Here is a 14,055-nt window from a genome sequence, read left to right as displayed (position 1 = left end):
CCTTTCGGCGTGACGGGCATTCAGTACTGAGTCGAGCCCAGGTCGACCGCGATCTGGGCGGCGGTGATGTAACGGGATTCATCGTCGGCGAGCCAGCTGACGGTGGCGGCCACATCTTCGGGCTGGGCCACCCAGTCGGGCAGGAACGGTGTCGTCATGTGGCCGAGTTGAGGATTGGACTCGAGCGAACGGCCGAGCGCGGCGACCATGTCCCCGCTGCCCATGGGTGTCAATACGGCGCCCGGATGCACACTGTTGACCCGGATCCGATGTTTGCCGAGTTCGGCGGCCAACCCCCTGGCGATGCCGGTCACCGCGTGCTTGCTGGCGGTGTAGTGCACCATGAACGGCTGCATCTTCAGCCCGGCGGCGGAGCTGATCAGGATGATCGAGCCGCCGCGCCCACCGTCGATGATGTGGTCGGCCCCGGCGATCGCGGTGTTCCAGGTGCCGGTGATATTGATGTCGATGACGTCGCGGAACGACTCGGGGGTGATCTCGTTCCACCGCTGCGGGATGCAGATGCCTGCGTTGGCGACGATGATGTCGAGTCGTCCCAGGGTGGCCACTCCGTCGTCGACGGCCTTGCGCAGCCCATCCAGGTCCCGGGTGTCGACGGTCGCGGCGACGATCCGGCGGCCGGTCGCCTCGACCAGCTGAACCGTTTCCTCGAAGTCCTGCGGCGTCGCCGAATCGTAGGGAACCGCAGCAGGCAGTGGGCCCGCGAGGTCGACAGCGATGATATCGGCGCCCTCGCGCGCCAGGCGTACCGCGTGCGCACGGCCCTGTCCGCGCGCTGCGCCGGTGATGAAGGCGACTTTGTCGCTGTGTCGGCCGGTCACGTGCTCTCCTCGGGGCTGTCGGGTGATCGCTGGGTCGTGTGGGACAGGGATCGCGATCCCGTGTCGGCGGACCAGCGCACCAGAAGTCATTATCGTATGTCATATCGTAAAGGCAACGGTACTGTGTCAGGCAACCTTATGGCCCGGTCGTTCGCGGCGCAAGAAGCTGCTGCAACGCGCCCGATGGCACTGTTACGGTTGGTATTACTGGATTATTATCGATTCGCGGCTCGTCGCATCGTTCTCGGTAGCGAACGGGTTCATCGCGAGTGAGGAGCGGGGCGGATGTCGAAGGTTGTCGGGTTCATCGGAGCAGGCCAGATGGGCGAGCCGATGGTGGTTCGACTGGTGGCGGCAGGTCATCGGGCCGTGGTGTATGCGCGGCAGGATGCGGTACGGGAGCGGCTGCGGGCGGCCGGAGCCGAGGTCGTCGACTCGGTGCGGGAGGCCGCGGTATCCAGCGAGGTGATCATCGCGTGCCTGTTCTCGGATCACCAGTTACGCGAGGTGCTGTCGGGTCCGGACGGGGTGCTGGCGACGGCGCCGGCCGACGCGGTCGTGGTTTCGCACACGACCGGCGCGGTCTCGACGATCACCGAGCTGGCCGCCGAGCGACCCGACGGTCCGGTCCTGCTCGACGGGCCAGTCAGTGGATCGGCCGACGATATCGCCGCGGGGCGTCTCACGGTATTGCTCGGTGGTCCGTCCGTCGCGGTCGAGGCCGTCCGGTCGGTGCTGTCCGCCTACGCGAGTACGGTTTTGGCCACCGGTGCGCTCGGTAGTGCGCTCGGTGTGAAACTGGTCAACAACGCGCTGTTCGCCGCCAACGCGCAACTGGTGGCCGTGGCCGCCGACGTCGGCCGACAGCTGGGAATCGAGGAAGGGCAGTTGCTGGCGGCGCTGTCGGTGGCCAGCGGCAACAGCTACGCGGCCGATTCGATTCGGCGCACCGGTGGTTTGGCGAAGTTCGAGAAACGCGCCGCGCCGTTCCTGCGGAAGGACGTCGCGGCGTGCTTGACCGCGACCGCCGACCTCGGTATCGATCTGAGCGGCCTGGGGGCCGCGATCGCAGACGGTCCGCTCGACTTGAGCTGACGTCCGGCGACCGGGTCGGCCGCTCTCCATGCGGTGGCCGACCCGGCCGGTCCGCTACTTCGCGGCTCGCTCGGCATTCCTGATCAGCCCGCCGCCGATGATCAGGCGCTGGATCTCACTGGTGCCCTCATACAGCCGCAGCAGCCGGACATCACGGTAGATCCGTTCCACTGCCACATCGCGCATGTACCCCGTGCCGCCGTGCACCTGCACCGCCGAATCGGCTACCCGCCCAGCCATTTCGGTGCAGTACAGCTTGGCTACCGACGGCGCGATCCGGCGGTCCTGTTCGGCCACCCATGCTCGCGCGGCATCGCGAACCAGCGCGCGGCCCGCCATTACTCCGGTCTGCATGTCGGCCAGGTGCGCCTGGACCAATTGGAACCGCCCGATGGGTGTGCCGCCTTGCGTGGCGGTCGCGGCGTAGGCGACAGATTCGTCGAGTGCCCGCTGCGCGGTGCCGACCGCGAGTGCCGCGATGTGCACGCGGCCGCGCGCCAGCGAAGTCATCGCGGCCCGATAGCCGATGTCCTCGTTGCCGCCGACGAGTGCCTCGTCGCCGACGCGGACATCGCGGAAGTAGACCTCCGCGGTCCATGCGCCCTCCTGCCCCATCTTGCGGTCCTTCGGGCCGACCTCGACGCCGGGTGTGCCGGCGGGGATCAGGAAGACCGAGATTCCCGCGCCGTGCTCGTCGGCCGGGCGGGTGCGCGCGAAGACGACGAACAGATCGGCAACCGGTGCGTTGGTGATGAATCGCTTCTCGCCGTTGATGATCCAGTCCGTCCCGGACCGGGCCGCGGTGGTGCGCAGCGCGGCGGGATCGGACCCCGCACCGGATTCGGTGAGTGCGAACGACGCGACGACGGCGCCGGAGGCGATCTGTTCGAGCCACTGGGATTTCTGCTCGTCGGTGCCGAATCCGACCAAGACCTGTCCGGCGATGCCGTTGTTGGTGCCGAACAGCGATCGCAGCGCGAGCGTGGTGTAGCCGAGCTCCATGGCCAGCTCGACATCCTGCGCGAGGTCGAGCCCGAGCCCACCCCACTGCTGCGGGATGGCATAACCGAACAGACCCATGGCTTTGGCCTGTTGGACGATCTCGTCGGGCATCCGGTTCTGCTCGGCGATCTCCCGCTCCCGCTTCATGACCACGTTTCGCACGAAATCCTTGGTCTGCGCGAGTATTTCGCGGAAGTCCTCCGCGCTGACAGCGCCGACTCCGGTGGGTGCGCTCGTCATGGCAGGGCCTCCTCGTTCGCGGCGACCTGGCGCCGTCGTGCTCGTTGCGTGGTGTGGGCGAGCGTGTCCGGCGATGTCTCGTCTTGACCACGCGCTCGCAATGTCTAACATTACTGTAATACTAGCGGTATGGGATACGGGAATCGCTTCGAGCGTTACGCTCACGGCGTTGACCTCGATTGACGGAGTGGTGTGGAGATGGCAGCGTACGACGCGGGTGTACTGATTCTGCGGGTGTGCCTCGGCCTCACCATGGCCGCGCACGGGTACAACAAATTCTTCGGGGGTGGCCGGATTCCCGGTACCGCCCGATGGTTCGACAGCATCGGGATGAAACCGGGCATCGTGCACGCGCGCCTCGCCGCGGGTAGCGAGGTCGGCGTCGGCATCGCGCTGGCCCTCGGGCTGCTCACGCCGGCTGCCGCCGCGGGGTTCGTCGCGCTCATGCTCGTGGCCGCCTGGACCGTGCACCGGTCCAACGGCTTCTTCATCGTCGGCGAAGGCTGGGAATACAACCTGGTGCTCGCGGTCGGCGCGGTGAGCGTGGCCATTATCGGCCCCGGCCGGATCAGTCTCGATCAGCTGATCTTCGGCTCGGATCAGCTGGACGGCTGGTGGGGTTTCGGCATCGCCGTCTGCCTCGGTCTGGCCGCGGGCCTCGGCCAGCTCGCGCTGTTCTACCGGCCACCGGCGCCCAGCGAGTCCTGAGTGAACGAGGACGACGGATGGCGGTACCGGACCACAGCGTGACGTCAGCGGTATCCGACCACCAGAGCATCTCTGCGCCAACCGGATTCGATGAGGCCGGATCGGGGCAATTCCGATCCGGCCGCCGCCGACCAACCGGCCGCCGCCGACTGCTGGCCTCCGCATCGTGTGACCGACGCCGGAATGTCGTGCACCGGCTGCGGTTCTAGCTGTTCGTTGCCGCTGATCGGTCGGTCGCGAAGCTCACCGTGGCGAAATTGACGGTCGCCAGAGCGGCCAGCGCGCCGTCTACGACGTCGAATACCTCGACCTGGACGACGATCGACCGTTTACCCGCGTGCACGACCTTGCTCACCGCGCGCGCCGTGCCGTCGGTGATCGGGCGGAAGTACCGCACACTGAGATCCGAGGTGACCACGCCGGTGTTCGGTGGACGGGACTCCAGAGCGAGCGTGCCTGCCGCGATGTCGGCGAGTGTCGCGATCAGACCGCCCTGTAGCCCACCGGAGGTGTTGACCACGTGTGGCGCGACGGGCAGCTCCCAGACGAGCGAGCCGTCGGCGTCTGTCGCCTTGCGGAAGCCGATATGGTCGAGTAGCCCGCTGATCTCTCGGATGGTCGACATCATGTCGGATCACCACTTTCGGAATGTGGCCGTCGGCCGATGGGGGTTGCGGTGAAGTGTTCACGGACCGCGGACAGGTCTGCCTTGCCCGACGGGGTGCGCGGAATCGCGTCGACGACAGCGATATCGGTGGGGATCTCGTAGCGGGCCAATCGAGTGCTCAGGTAGGCCGCCAACTCATCGACCTCGGTGTGGCGACCCGCGCGCAGCTCGACCATGGCGACCGGGGTCTCGCCGAGCCGGTCGTCGGCCCTGGCGACGACCGCGGCACCACCGACAGCAGGATGTTCCTCCAGCGCGGCGCGGACATCATCGGGCATGATCTTGAATCCACCTCGGATGATGGCCTGATCGGCACGTCCCAGAATCCAGAGGAACCCATCGGCGTCGATGCGGGCGATATCGGTGGTACGGACCCAGCCGGCGGTGGGACCGAGCTGGCCGGGCGCGACCTCGAGCAGGCCGGGCACATCCGGCCCGAGCGCGGTGCCGTCCTCGTCGACCACCCGCAGGCGGGCGCCGCCACTGGCACGACCGACGCTGCCGCGCTTGGTATTCCAGAACTGCCGGTGGTCGGGAAGCGTCCAGCCGGCGACGCCGCCACCGAATTCGGTGGCGGCGTACGACGTCAGGACCGGAATGCCGAACTTGTCCTGGAAGGCGTCGGCGTCGGCGGCCGACAGCGGCGCGGTGCCCGAGGTGACCACCCGGACGCCCTCCAGATCCGCGGGGCCGAGGCCCGAGTGCAGCACCATCCGCAGGGCGGCGGGTACCAGTGACACCGCGCCCGGCCGGTGCGCTCGCACCGCCGCCGTCCAGCGGTCGAGATCGAAGCGCGGCAGGAAGACGAACGGCCTGGCATCGACGACGCACTGCAGAATGCGGAAGATACCGCCGATGTGCACCAGCGGAGCATTGACGATCGCGACGCCACCGCGCGGCGCGGTCGGTGCGGCGGCCTGCTCGAAGTCGGTGCCGATGACACTGCGCGCGAGCATGTCGTAGGTGATCTCGACGCGCTTGGGCGGCCCGGTGGTCCCGCTGGTGAGCATGCGGACGGCGATCCCCGGCAGCGGAGTGCCCGCGTCGTGCTCGCCGACCGACTCGCTGGGGATCGGCGTGCTGTCGAGGTCGGCGATGGTCACGGTCGCGGCCCCTGGCCCGACGAGGCCGGCCAGGTCCGCCTGCCCGCCGATCACCAGTGGCAGGTCGAGCGCGGCGATATCGGACCGGGTGCGGTCGTCGCCACGCGCGGGGTTGATCACGACCACGGTGCCGCCGCTGAGCAGAACGCCGAGGAACGCGGCCACGTGTTCGGGGCGGTTGCGCAACAGAATGCCGACTTGGCACGGTGTGGTGATCAGCACGCTGACGCGCCGCGCGGTCTCGGCGAGTTCGCCCCAGCTGTGCCAGGCCCCGTCGAATTCGAGGGCCCGTGAACTCGGCGCCAGCTCTAGGACTCCGGCGATGCGCCCGCTCAGCGGATGGTCATGGGTGTCGGTCATCAACGAATCCTCGGTTCGGTCGAAATGCCGCGGCGTTGTTGATCTTCCGCGGCCGCGGCGAGTTCCGCCTTGGCGATCGGATTGCCGAGGCGGGTGTAGATGAGGCCCTGATCGAGTGCGGCCCGATAGGGCTTGTCCAGCGATTCCCAGATCGCCTTGACCGTGCCCTGGGTCGCCGTCGGCGGCTTGGCCGCGATGCCGGCGGCGATGGCGTGCGCGCGTTCCCAAAGTTGGTCGCGGGTCACGATTTCCGTCACCAGGCCGATGCGCAGCGCGGTCTCGGCGCAAACTCGTTCGTCGTTGCCCATCAACGCGATGCGCAGGGTCTCGCCGAGCCCGACCCGGCGCATGAGTCCGATCGGTTCCAGTGCGCAGACCAACCCCGCCGACACATGGGAGTCGAAGAAGGTGGCTTCGTCGGAACAGATCACCACGTCGGACTCGTTGACGAAGTAGAACGCGCCGGCGGTGCACAGGCCGTTGACCGCGCACACCACCGGTTTCCACATCTTCTGCCACTTGGGGCTCAACAGCTCGCCGGGGTCCTCGTGATGCCAGATCCCGTCGGGTTGGCCGTAGGCGGACTTGATGTCGAGTCCCGCGCTGAAGGCGCGAGTGCCCGCCGCGCGCAGGACGACCGCGTTGACCGAGTCGTCGAGCCTGATCCGGCGCCACGCGTCGCGGACCTCCTCGCACATGGTGCGGTCGAAGGCGTTGAGCCGTTCGGGGCGGTTCAGGGTGAGGGTGGCGACCCGGTCGTCGGCGTCGACGTCGAGCGTGATCGTGCTGTAGTCGGCGCTCATCGGCACTGCCATTCCGGGGCGCGCTTCTCGACGAACGCGCGCGGTCCCTCGAGCGCGTCCTCGGTGCGGGTGACCCGCTCGCGGAACGACTCGGCCAGCATCTCGGCCTCGTGCATCGGCACATCAAGGCCCTTGACGATCGCCAGTCTGGTGCCGCGAACCGCCAGCGGCGCATTGGAATTGAGGATATCGGCGATCTCGTTTGCCCGCTCGAGCAGGCGGTCGTGCTCGACGACCTCGGTGATCATGCCCAGCTCGTAGGCGCGCTGGGCGCTCATCCGCTCGTGCTTGCCCATCATCGCCATCCGCAGGGCCACGGTGCGCGGGAGCACCCGGGCCAGACGGACCACCTCTCGGCCCGCGACGAGCCCGATGCTCACATGGGGATCGAAGAAGGTCGCTCGATCCGAGGCGATGATGATGTCGCCGGTGGTCACCCAGTCCAAACCCGCTCCGCAACAGATTCCGTTGATCGCGACGAGAATCGGTTTGGTCATGGTCCGGAAGGGTGGGGTGCCCTCCTGCGGAGCCTCCCACTGTTCGTAGGTCGACAGGTACGGCTTCTCGTTGAGGACCTTGCCGTCGCCGGGGATCGCCTTGACATCGGCGCCGGTGCAGAAGGCGCGACCGTTCGCGGTGACGATGAGCAGCCAGACCTTGTCGTCGTTCTCGGCCTCGTCGTAGGCGGCGCGCAGTTCGGTGATCATGTGCGGGCTCAGCGCGTTGAGGGCCTCGGGCCGGTTCAGTGTGATGGTGGCCGTGTGCCCGTCTACCTCGTAGCCGATGGTATCGAACGGCATGCATTCCTCCTGGGGGACAGGGCGTGGCCCATACTGTTAGATATACAGTAGACAATACCGTTATGGTTCTGCCAAGGTGACGTGAAGTACCGACGAGGAAAGAGTGGCGATGGCCGAGAACGGGAGCACACCTTCGGACGGCACGGGAGCCGACCGGCCCGCCGGGGGGAGTACGACCAGGGGCGTTCTCGACGGTGTGCGGGTACTCGACTACGGCCGGTTCATCGCCGCCCCGTGGTGCAGCGCGATCCTGGCCGACATGGGCGCCGATGTCGTCCGGGTCGAGAAGCGCGAGGGCGGTGAGGACCGTTGGGTGCAGGCGGTGACCGAGGGCGGCGAGGGCGGCACGTTCCTGCAGTGCAACCGCAACAAGCGGTCGCTGACCCTCGACTCGACCACACCCGACGGAGCCGAGATCACCCGGCGCCTCGTGGCAGGCGCCGACATCGTCGTCGCCAACATGCCGTTGGCCGGAATGCGGGCCAGCGGACTCGACTACGACACCCTGCGCTCGGTCAAGGCCGACATCATCCTGGCCAGCGCCACGGCCTACGGCGAGGGCGGTCCCTACAGCGACCGGATCGGTTTCGACGGTGCGGGCCAGGTCATGTCGGGCGCCACCCACCGCCAGGGCCTGCCCGAGCAGCCGATCCGCACCACGGTCCCCTACACCGACTTCGGCACCGCGATGACGCTGGCCATCGGGGTCATGATGGCCCTGTTCCACCACCGCGCCACCGGCGAGGGCCAGCACGTCGAGGGCGCGCTGCTGCCGACCGCGCTGATGATGAGCAACGCGTTCCTGATCGAGCGCGACCTGCTCGGCGTCGACAAACCGCGCATGGGCAATCGGGGGACCTCGGTCGCGCCGTGTGATCTCTACGAGGTCACCGACGGCTGGGTGCTGCTCCAGGTGGCCGGGCAGCCGATGTTCCGCCGGTGGTGCCGGTTGATCGGTCGGGAGGACCTCATGGACGATCCGCGCTTCGCCGGTGACGACCTGCGCTGGCAGCACAGCGACTTCCTCAACGACCTCATGCAGGACTGGTGCCGGGGTCGCACCAAGGCCGAGGTGCTCGCGGCGCTCGAGCAGTTCAAACTGCCCGCGGCGCCGATGCACAGCACCCACGACGTGCTCGAGGACCCGCACGTCGAGAAGCTGGGCTACCTCGAGCGGATCGACTATCCGGGAGCGTCGAAGCCGGTGCCGATCGTCGCAACGCCGTTCCGGTTGTCGCGCACGCCGGGGCGGATTCGTCGGCGCGCGCCGCTGCTCGGCGAGCACACCGGGCAGATCCTGGCCGATCTCGGTTACAGCCCCGACGAGGTGGCCGACCTGCGCGAGCGGCAGGTCGTCTGATGGCCACACCGACCACGGCGCGCTACGGGCAGCGCGCGCACATCCCCCTCGAACGAGAAGGAAGAGACATCCGATGACCAGTTCCAGCACCGCCGAGGGCCGTGTGCTCTACGAGGTGGATCCGGACCGCAGGATCGCCACCATCACCCTGAACAATCCGAAGCAGCGCAATTCCTACGACGCGGCCATGCGCGATGGGATCGCGCGCTACCTCGACGAAGTGGCCGAGGACGACGACATCACCGTCGTGTTGCTGCGCGGTGCCGAGCGGGTGTTCAGCACCGGTGCCGATATGAACAACGCCTACGGCTGGTACGGCGAGCGACCGGCGGCCACCGGTGACCGGCCCGCCAAGAGCAGACCGAGTCAGCGCAGGCGACTTACGGTGGATCGCAAGTCTTTCGGCTTCTACCACAATTTCATGGGCTTCCCGAAGGTCACCGTCGGCGAGATCAGCGGCTATGCGCTGGGTGGCGGGTTCGAGATGGCCTTGATGACCGATATCTCGGTCATCGCGCGGGACGCGAAGATCGGCATGCCCGCGGCGCGGTTCCTGGGTCCGGCGCTGGGTAGCCTGCACATGTTCTTCCATCGGCTCGGCCCGGTTCTCGCGCGCCGAATGCTGTTGACCGGCGACATCATCGAGGCGGCAACGCTGGAACATCTCGGCGTCTTCACCGAGACCTGCGACCCGGACGCCGTCACCGCCCGTGCGCGGTACTGGGCCGAGAAGGCGGCGAAGATGCCGGCTGACGGTGTCGTCATCGCGAAGGAGGCGTTCCGGATGGTGGAGCAGAGCCAGGCCTATCAGGGCGAGGAAGTGGCCAGCTATCTGTTCCACGCCTACGGCACCAATCTGCAATTCTCGCCGGGGGAATTCAATTTCGTGAAGACCAGAGCCGAACACGGCACCAAGGAGGCATTCCGGCTGCGGGACGCGCACTTCCATGTGCCGGAACCGGATCTGGGCTAGCGCGACATCCACTTGTTGGGCCGACACGATCGTGTCGGCCCAACAAGGCGTGTCGCGATCTGCCGTCCATACAACGACTTCAGGCCCGGGCCGAACGGCCCGGGCCTGAGAATTCGGTGCGGTCACATCACCAGACCACCGTCGACCGGCAGTACCTGACCGGTGACGAACGATGCCGCGTCGGAGGCGAGGAAGACGAAAGCGCCCGCCACCTCCTGCGGTTCGGCCCAGCGGCGCAGGGGAATTCGATTCAGCATCTGTTCGGCGAACTTGGGATCGGTACGGATCGTTTCAGTCATCGGTGTCGCCGCCGCCGGCGCGAGCGCGTTGACGGTGATCTGCTTGCGCGCCAGTTCACGCGCCAGCGACTTGGTCATGCCGACGATGCCGGATTTGGCCGCCGAGTAGTTCACCTGCCCGAGCGTGCCGACCAACCCCGCCGACGAGGTCACGTTGATGACGCGACCGGTGCCGTCGGTCGGCAGATACGCCAACGCGGCCTGTGTGCAGCGAAACGCGCCGAGTAGATGGATGTCGAGCATCCGCAGCACCGATTCCTCGGTGGTGGCGCCGAACATCGCGGGCTCGGTGGCTCCGGCGTTATTCACCACGATGTGCAGTGTCCCGCCGGCCAGCGCCGCGGCGGCACTCGCCGCCGCGTCGGCGGCGGCCCGGTCGCGGACATCGAGAGCGACCGCGGCGGCTCGGCCACCGTCGGCGAGGATCTTCTCGGTGGTGACTGCCGCGGCGGCTCCGTCGATATCGGTGACGAGCACCGCGGCGCCCTGGGCGGCCAGGGCCGCGGCGACCGCCGCGCCGATACCGCCCGCCGCACCGGTGACCAGCGCCGAACGGCCGGTGAGATCGAAGATGTTACGGGTGGTCACAAGGCTCCTCGGACGGCATCGAAGGTCACCGGCAGCGCGCTCGGCGAACGGAACGGCTGGCCGAAGATGTGCGGGTCGCCGTCGGGCAGCAGGGTGATGTCGGTCAGGCGCGCGAGCAGTGACTCCATGGCGACGCGAGTCTCCAGGCGGGCGAGGTGCAGGCCGAGGCAGGTGTGGGCGCCCGCGGTGAAGCTGATGTGCGGGATATGGGGACGAAAGATGTCGAACTCCTCCGAACGTTCCCATCGGCTCTCGTCGCGGTTCGCCGAGCCGAGGCAGACATCGACGACAGCGCCCGCGGGGATGGCGACGCCCTCCAATTCGGTGTCCTCGGTGACGTATCGCTGCACCAAAGTCAGCGGCGTCTCGAATCGCAAACCCTCTTCGATCGCCTGCGGGAGCAGGCTGGGATCTCGCTGGACCGCGGCGAATTGCTCAGGGTGACTGAGTAACTGGTACAGCAGGTTTCCCGAGGAGCGGTAGGTCGTTTCGAGACCGGCGGGCAACAGCAGGCGCAGGAAGGAATAGATCGCGCGATCGCTGAGCTTCTCACCGTCGATGTCGGCGGTAACAAGGTTGCTGATGATGTCGTCGCTGGGTGCGTTCCGCCGCTTGTCGATATGACCGAGGAAGTATTCCTTCAGTTCCCTGGAGGCTTGCAGCGCCCTCGGCACATTGCCCGCGTAGCTGATGATGGCCACCGCGGCGTCGCGGAAGAACGGTAGGTCCTCGGCGGGCAGTCCGAGCAGGCGGGCGATGACCCGGGTGGGGAACTCGAAAGTGAAGTCGCGGACCAGATCCGCGCGACCCTCGTCGATGAATTCGTCGATGAGTTCCTCGCAGATCGGGCGCACGACCTCGGGTTCCCACACGGCCAGCGACTGCGGCTTGAAGGCCGCGGACACGAGGTTACGGTGCGCGCGGTGGGGGGACCCGTCCATCGCCAGGATGGTGGGCCCCATGAACACGCCGATCGTCGTGTCGTAGAGCTTCGTGCTGAACACCGTGTTGTTGCGCAAGACCTTGTTCACCGCGGTCCAGGACATGGCGGCGTAGGTGTCGGTGGGGCGCAGCTCCTTCGGGGTTCTGGAGTAGTCCATCACCGTCCCGTGGAACACGCCGCCCGCTCGCCGCCGCGCGGCGAAGAAGGGGTAGGGATCGTGGGGATCGGGAACTTCCCCGATCGTCTCTGATTGGTCCTCAACTGGGCTGTTCACAGCTCACCTCTGGCTTCGTCACACCGTACGACTATTCGGAGTAATACTTACTGTAAGCCATACAGTATATGAGCGACGTCTGGGTCGGCAATGCGACTGTCGAGGCGAGGGGCGCGAGCGGGCGGCCCGGGGTCGCTGTGGGGCGACCGGTCGCCGATGTTATGGAAAGCTTGACAGTAAGGGCAACTATAAATCAGTCTTGTGACCGAGACAACGCCATCGGTACGGGTGCGTGCGAGGTGGTGGATTGCGGGGTTGCCGACTCGGAACGCGAAAAGGTGCTGATAGGGATGCCGATCGTTGATGAGGCTGCGAACGTTCTGGCGGATCCGGCCGCCTATGCCGACGAGGCGAGGTTGCATGCGGCGTTGACCGCGTTGCGGGTGGATCAGCCGTCGACTGAGCGAACAGTCCCGCTTTCCCGAATTCCCGCGCCGTTTCCGGCGTACCCGATCACGGAAGACAGGCCCGACATGACAACTGCCAACACCTGGAACGAGACCCTCGATGATCTCGGCCGTCGCCGCGCGCGTGTGCTGGAGATGGGCGGCCCCGACCGGGTCGCCAAACATCGGGGGAAGGGAAAACTGGACGCCAGAGCGCGCATCGAACGGCTGCTCGACCCCGGGACGTTCCAGGAGTTCGGCACCCTCGTCGGCGGCGAGGTGGCCGCCGACGCCATCGTGACCGGTTCCGGCCTGATCAACGGTGTCCCCGTGATGGTCGGTGCCGAGGACTTCACTACATTGGCAGGCTCGATCGCACCCGGCAGCAACTCCAAGCGGTATCGGCTGGCCGAATTGGCGGTGCGCGACAAGGTTCCGCTGGTGATGCTGCTGGAGGGGGCCGGGTTCCGGCCGACCGGCGACCACTACGGCCGAACGCCCACCGACCTGCTCGCCCAGGCACAATGCTCGGGCAAGGTGCCGATGGTCACCGGCGTGCTCGGGCCCTCGGCGGGCCACGGCGCGCTGGTCGCCCCTGTCGCCGACTTCTCCATCATGAGCAGGCAGGGCTGTATCTTCACCGCGGGACCGCCGGTCGTGAAAGTCTCGACCGGCGAGGACATCTCGAAAGAAGACCTCGGTGGGCCCGACGTCGCGCTGCCCAGCGGTGTGGTCCACAACGTCGCCGAGACCGACGAGGACGTCCTCGACGAAATCCGCCGCTACCTGTCCTATTTCCCGCCGAGCGCGTGGTCCTATCCGCCGGTGTACCTCGCCGACGAGACGACGGGGCCGCGCGCGACACCGGAGTTGCTCGACATCGTCTCCCGGGACAACGTGCAGAGTTACGACATGCGGGCCGTGCTCGATGTCGTATTCGACGGCACCGATTGGTTCGAGGTGCAGCCCGAACGCGGTACGCCGATCATCTGCGCGCTGGCACATCTGGGCGGGCACCCGGTCGCGGTGGTGGCCAATCAGCCGCAGGTCCTGGCCGGCTCGATCGACGCCGAGGCCGCGGACAAGGCGGCCCACTTCATCATGGTCGCCGATTCCTTCCACCTGCCGATCATCTTCCTCGCCGACAACCCGGGCATGTTGCCCGGCAGCGAGTCCGAGCGGGAAGGTGTGCTGCGCAGCGGCGCGCGGATGTTCGTCGCACAGACCGCGGCGACGACGCTGAAACTGCATGTGACACTGCGCAAGGCCTACGGATTCGGCTCGATGGTGATGTCGCTGATCGGATTCGACGGTCAGGCGGGCACGTTCGCCTACCCGGGCGCCACGATGGGCGCCATGGGCGCCGCCGCGTTGAGCAACGCCTCCCACGCCGAAGCCGATCTGGCCGCCGAACTGCGCGACATGGAGCTGAAGGCGTCCTACCATTCCGCCGAGCACATGGGTTTCGACGAACTGATCCGGCCCGAGGAGACACGCAACGTCCTGCTTCGATCGCTGCAGCGGGGCCTCTACGGGCGCCAGACCCCCGCGGCGCCGGTGCAGCGCACCGTCATCATTCCCTGAACCACCCCTGAACCGCCGACAGAACGGG

General features: G+C 67.3%; 13 protein-coding genes. 5 read left to right on the top strand and 8 right to left on the bottom strand.

The genetic code is table 11. The features are described from left to right. Nucleotides 1–20: 20 nt before the first annotated feature. Nucleotides 21–842: a mycofactocin-coupled SDR family oxidoreductase gene (locus ACFWO8_RS16865; protein ID WP_378951205.1), complete on the bottom strand. Its 822-nt coding sequence runs from the start codon at nt 840–842 to the stop codon at nt 21–23. Between the two features lie 285 nt (nt 843–1,127). Between ACFWO8_RS16865 and ACFWO8_RS16860 the strand changes: the two genes are divergently transcribed. Next, nucleotides 1,128–1,937 (top strand): NAD(P)-dependent oxidoreductase, encoded by an 810-nt coding sequence (locus ACFWO8_RS16860; protein WP_378951202.1) that lies wholly within the window; start codon nt 1,128–1,130, stop codon nt 1,935–1,937. Nucleotides 1,938–1,991: 54 nt separating this feature from the next. On the opposite strand, the gene ACFWO8_RS16855 is transcribed toward ACFWO8_RS16860, so the two are convergent. After that, the gene (locus ACFWO8_RS16855) at nt 1,992–3,179 is read right to left on the bottom strand and encodes an acyl-CoA dehydrogenase family protein (RefSeq protein WP_378951199.1); all 1,188 of its coding nucleotides are present in this window, start codon (nt 3,177–3,179) and stop codon (nt 1,992–1,994) included. Between the two features lie 198 nt (nt 3,180–3,377). On the opposite strand from ACFWO8_RS16855, the gene ACFWO8_RS16850 reads away from it, so the two are divergent. Further along, nucleotides 3,378–3,887 carry a DoxX family protein gene (locus tag ACFWO8_RS16850; protein WP_378951196.1) on the top strand — a complete coding sequence of 170 codons (510 nt, stop codon included), beginning with the start codon at nt 3,378–3,380 and terminating at the stop codon, nt 3,885–3,887. A 205-nt stretch (nt 3,888–4,092) separates the two neighbouring features. Here the strand turns inward: ACFWO8_RS16850 and ACFWO8_RS16845 are convergent, their stop codons facing one another. Genes ACFWO8_RS16845 through ACFWO8_RS16830 form a run of 4 tightly spaced genes read right to left on the bottom strand, consistent with a single transcriptional unit; the run spans nt 4,093 to nt 7,620 of the window. Further along, nucleotides 4,093–4,515 (bottom strand): PaaI family thioesterase, encoded by a 423-nt coding sequence (locus ACFWO8_RS16845; protein WP_378951193.1) that lies wholly within the window; start codon nt 4,513–4,515, stop codon nt 4,093–4,095. Further along, complete coding sequence (locus ACFWO8_RS16840; RefSeq protein ID WP_378951190.1) at nt 4,512–6,017, bottom strand: AMP-binding protein; 1,506 nt, start codon at nt 6,015–6,017, stop codon at nt 4,512–4,514. The genes ACFWO8_RS16845 and ACFWO8_RS16840 overlap by 4 nt, the downstream gene beginning before the upstream one ends. Continuing rightward, nucleotides 6,017–6,820, bottom strand: a complete 804-nt coding sequence (locus ACFWO8_RS16835; RefSeq protein WP_378951187.1) for an enoyl-CoA hydratase/isomerase family protein — start codon at nt 6,818–6,820, stop codon at nt 6,017–6,019. Before ACFWO8_RS16835 ends, ACFWO8_RS16840 begins: the two co-directional genes overlap by 1 nt. Continuing rightward, nucleotides 6,817–7,620: an enoyl-CoA hydratase/isomerase family protein gene (locus tag ACFWO8_RS16830; RefSeq protein ID WP_378951184.1), complete on the bottom strand. Its 804-nt coding sequence runs from the start codon at nt 7,618–7,620 to the stop codon at nt 6,817–6,819. The genes ACFWO8_RS16835 and ACFWO8_RS16830 overlap by 4 nt, the downstream gene beginning before the upstream one ends. Nucleotides 7,621–7,729: 109 nt before the next feature. Here ACFWO8_RS16830 and ACFWO8_RS16825 point away from each other — a divergent pair, with 109 nt between their 5' ends. Together ACFWO8_RS16825 and ACFWO8_RS16820 are read left to right on the top strand one after the other, a co-directional pair. Further along, on the top strand, nt 7,730–8,980 hold the full coding sequence (locus ACFWO8_RS16825; RefSeq protein WP_378951181.1) for a CaiB/BaiF CoA transferase family protein: 1,251 nt from the start codon (nt 7,730–7,732) through the stop codon (nt 8,978–8,980). A 73-nt stretch (nt 8,981–9,053) separates the two neighbouring features. Next, on the top strand, nt 9,054–9,953 hold the full coding sequence (locus ACFWO8_RS16820; RefSeq protein ID WP_378951178.1) for an enoyl-CoA hydratase/isomerase family protein: 900 nt from the start codon (nt 9,054–9,056) through the stop codon (nt 9,951–9,953). Between the two features lie 122 nt (nt 9,954–10,075). On the opposite strand, the gene ACFWO8_RS16815 is transcribed toward ACFWO8_RS16820, so the two are convergent. Both ACFWO8_RS16815 and ACFWO8_RS16810 read right to left on the bottom strand, forming a co-directional pair. After that, nucleotides 10,076–10,840 (bottom strand): SDR family NAD(P)-dependent oxidoreductase, encoded by a 765-nt coding sequence (locus ACFWO8_RS16815; RefSeq protein ID WP_378951175.1) that lies wholly within the window; start codon nt 10,838–10,840, stop codon nt 10,076–10,078. Next, nucleotides 10,837–12,057, bottom strand: a complete 1,221-nt coding sequence (locus ACFWO8_RS16810) for a cytochrome P450 (RefSeq protein WP_378951172.1) — start codon at nt 12,055–12,057, stop codon at nt 10,837–10,839. The genes ACFWO8_RS16815 and ACFWO8_RS16810 overlap by 4 nt, the downstream gene beginning before the upstream one ends. Before the next feature lie 473 nt (nt 12,058–12,530). Here ACFWO8_RS16810 and ACFWO8_RS16805 point away from each other — a divergent pair, with 473 nt between their 5' ends. Further along, nucleotides 12,531–14,027: an acyl-CoA carboxylase subunit beta gene (locus ACFWO8_RS16805; RefSeq protein WP_378952024.1), complete on the top strand. Its 1,497-nt coding sequence runs from the start codon at nt 12,531–12,533 to the stop codon at nt 14,025–14,027. The last annotated feature ends 28 nt before the right edge of the window (nt 14,028–14,055 follow it).

Origin of the sequence: Nocardia sp. NPDC058480, assembly GCF_042720495.1 — a bacterium.
Lineage (GTDB): Bacteria > Actinomycetota > Actinomycetes > Mycobacteriales > Mycobacteriaceae > Nocardia.
Note: the sequence above shows the minus strand (reverse complement) of the source record. Positions and strands in the feature narration are given on the sequence as shown.

Bases quoted from the DNA above. Each gene is read 5' to 3' on its own strand.
- ACFWO8_RS16860 (WP_378951202.1), top strand. From the start codon at position 1,128: ATGTCGAAGGTTGTCGGGTTCATCGGAGCAGGCCAGATGGGCGAGCCG.
- ACFWO8_RS16845 (WP_378951193.1), bottom strand. From the start codon at position 4,515: ATGATGTCGACCATCCGAGAGATCAGCGGGCTACTCGACCATATCGGC.
- ACFWO8_RS16805 (WP_378952024.1), top strand. From the start codon at position 12,531: ATGACAACTGCCAACACCTGGAACGAGACCCTCGATGATCTCGGCCGT.
- ACFWO8_RS16830 (WP_378951184.1), bottom strand. From the start codon at position 7,620: ATGCCGTTCGATACCATCGGCTACGAGGTAGACGGGCACACGGCCACC.
- ACFWO8_RS16825 (WP_378951181.1), top strand. From the start codon at position 7,730: ATGGCCGAGAACGGGAGCACACCTTCGGACGGCACGGGAGCCGACCGG.
- ACFWO8_RS16855 (WP_378951199.1), bottom strand. From the start codon at position 3,179: ATGACGAGCGCACCCACCGGAGTCGGCGCTGTCAGCGCGGAGGACTTC.
- ACFWO8_RS16840 (WP_378951190.1), bottom strand. From the start codon at position 6,017: ATGACCGACACCCATGACCATCCGCTGAGCGGGCGCATCGCCGGAGTC.
- ACFWO8_RS16820 (WP_378951178.1), top strand. From the start codon at position 9,054: ATGACCAGTTCCAGCACCGCCGAGGGCCGTGTGCTCTACGAGGTGGAT.
- ACFWO8_RS16850 (WP_378951196.1), top strand. From the start codon at position 3,378: ATGGCAGCGTACGACGCGGGTGTACTGATTCTGCGGGTGTGCCTCGGC.
- ACFWO8_RS16835 (WP_378951187.1), bottom strand. From the start codon at position 6,820: ATGAGCGCCGACTACAGCACGATCACGCTCGACGTCGACGCCGACGAC.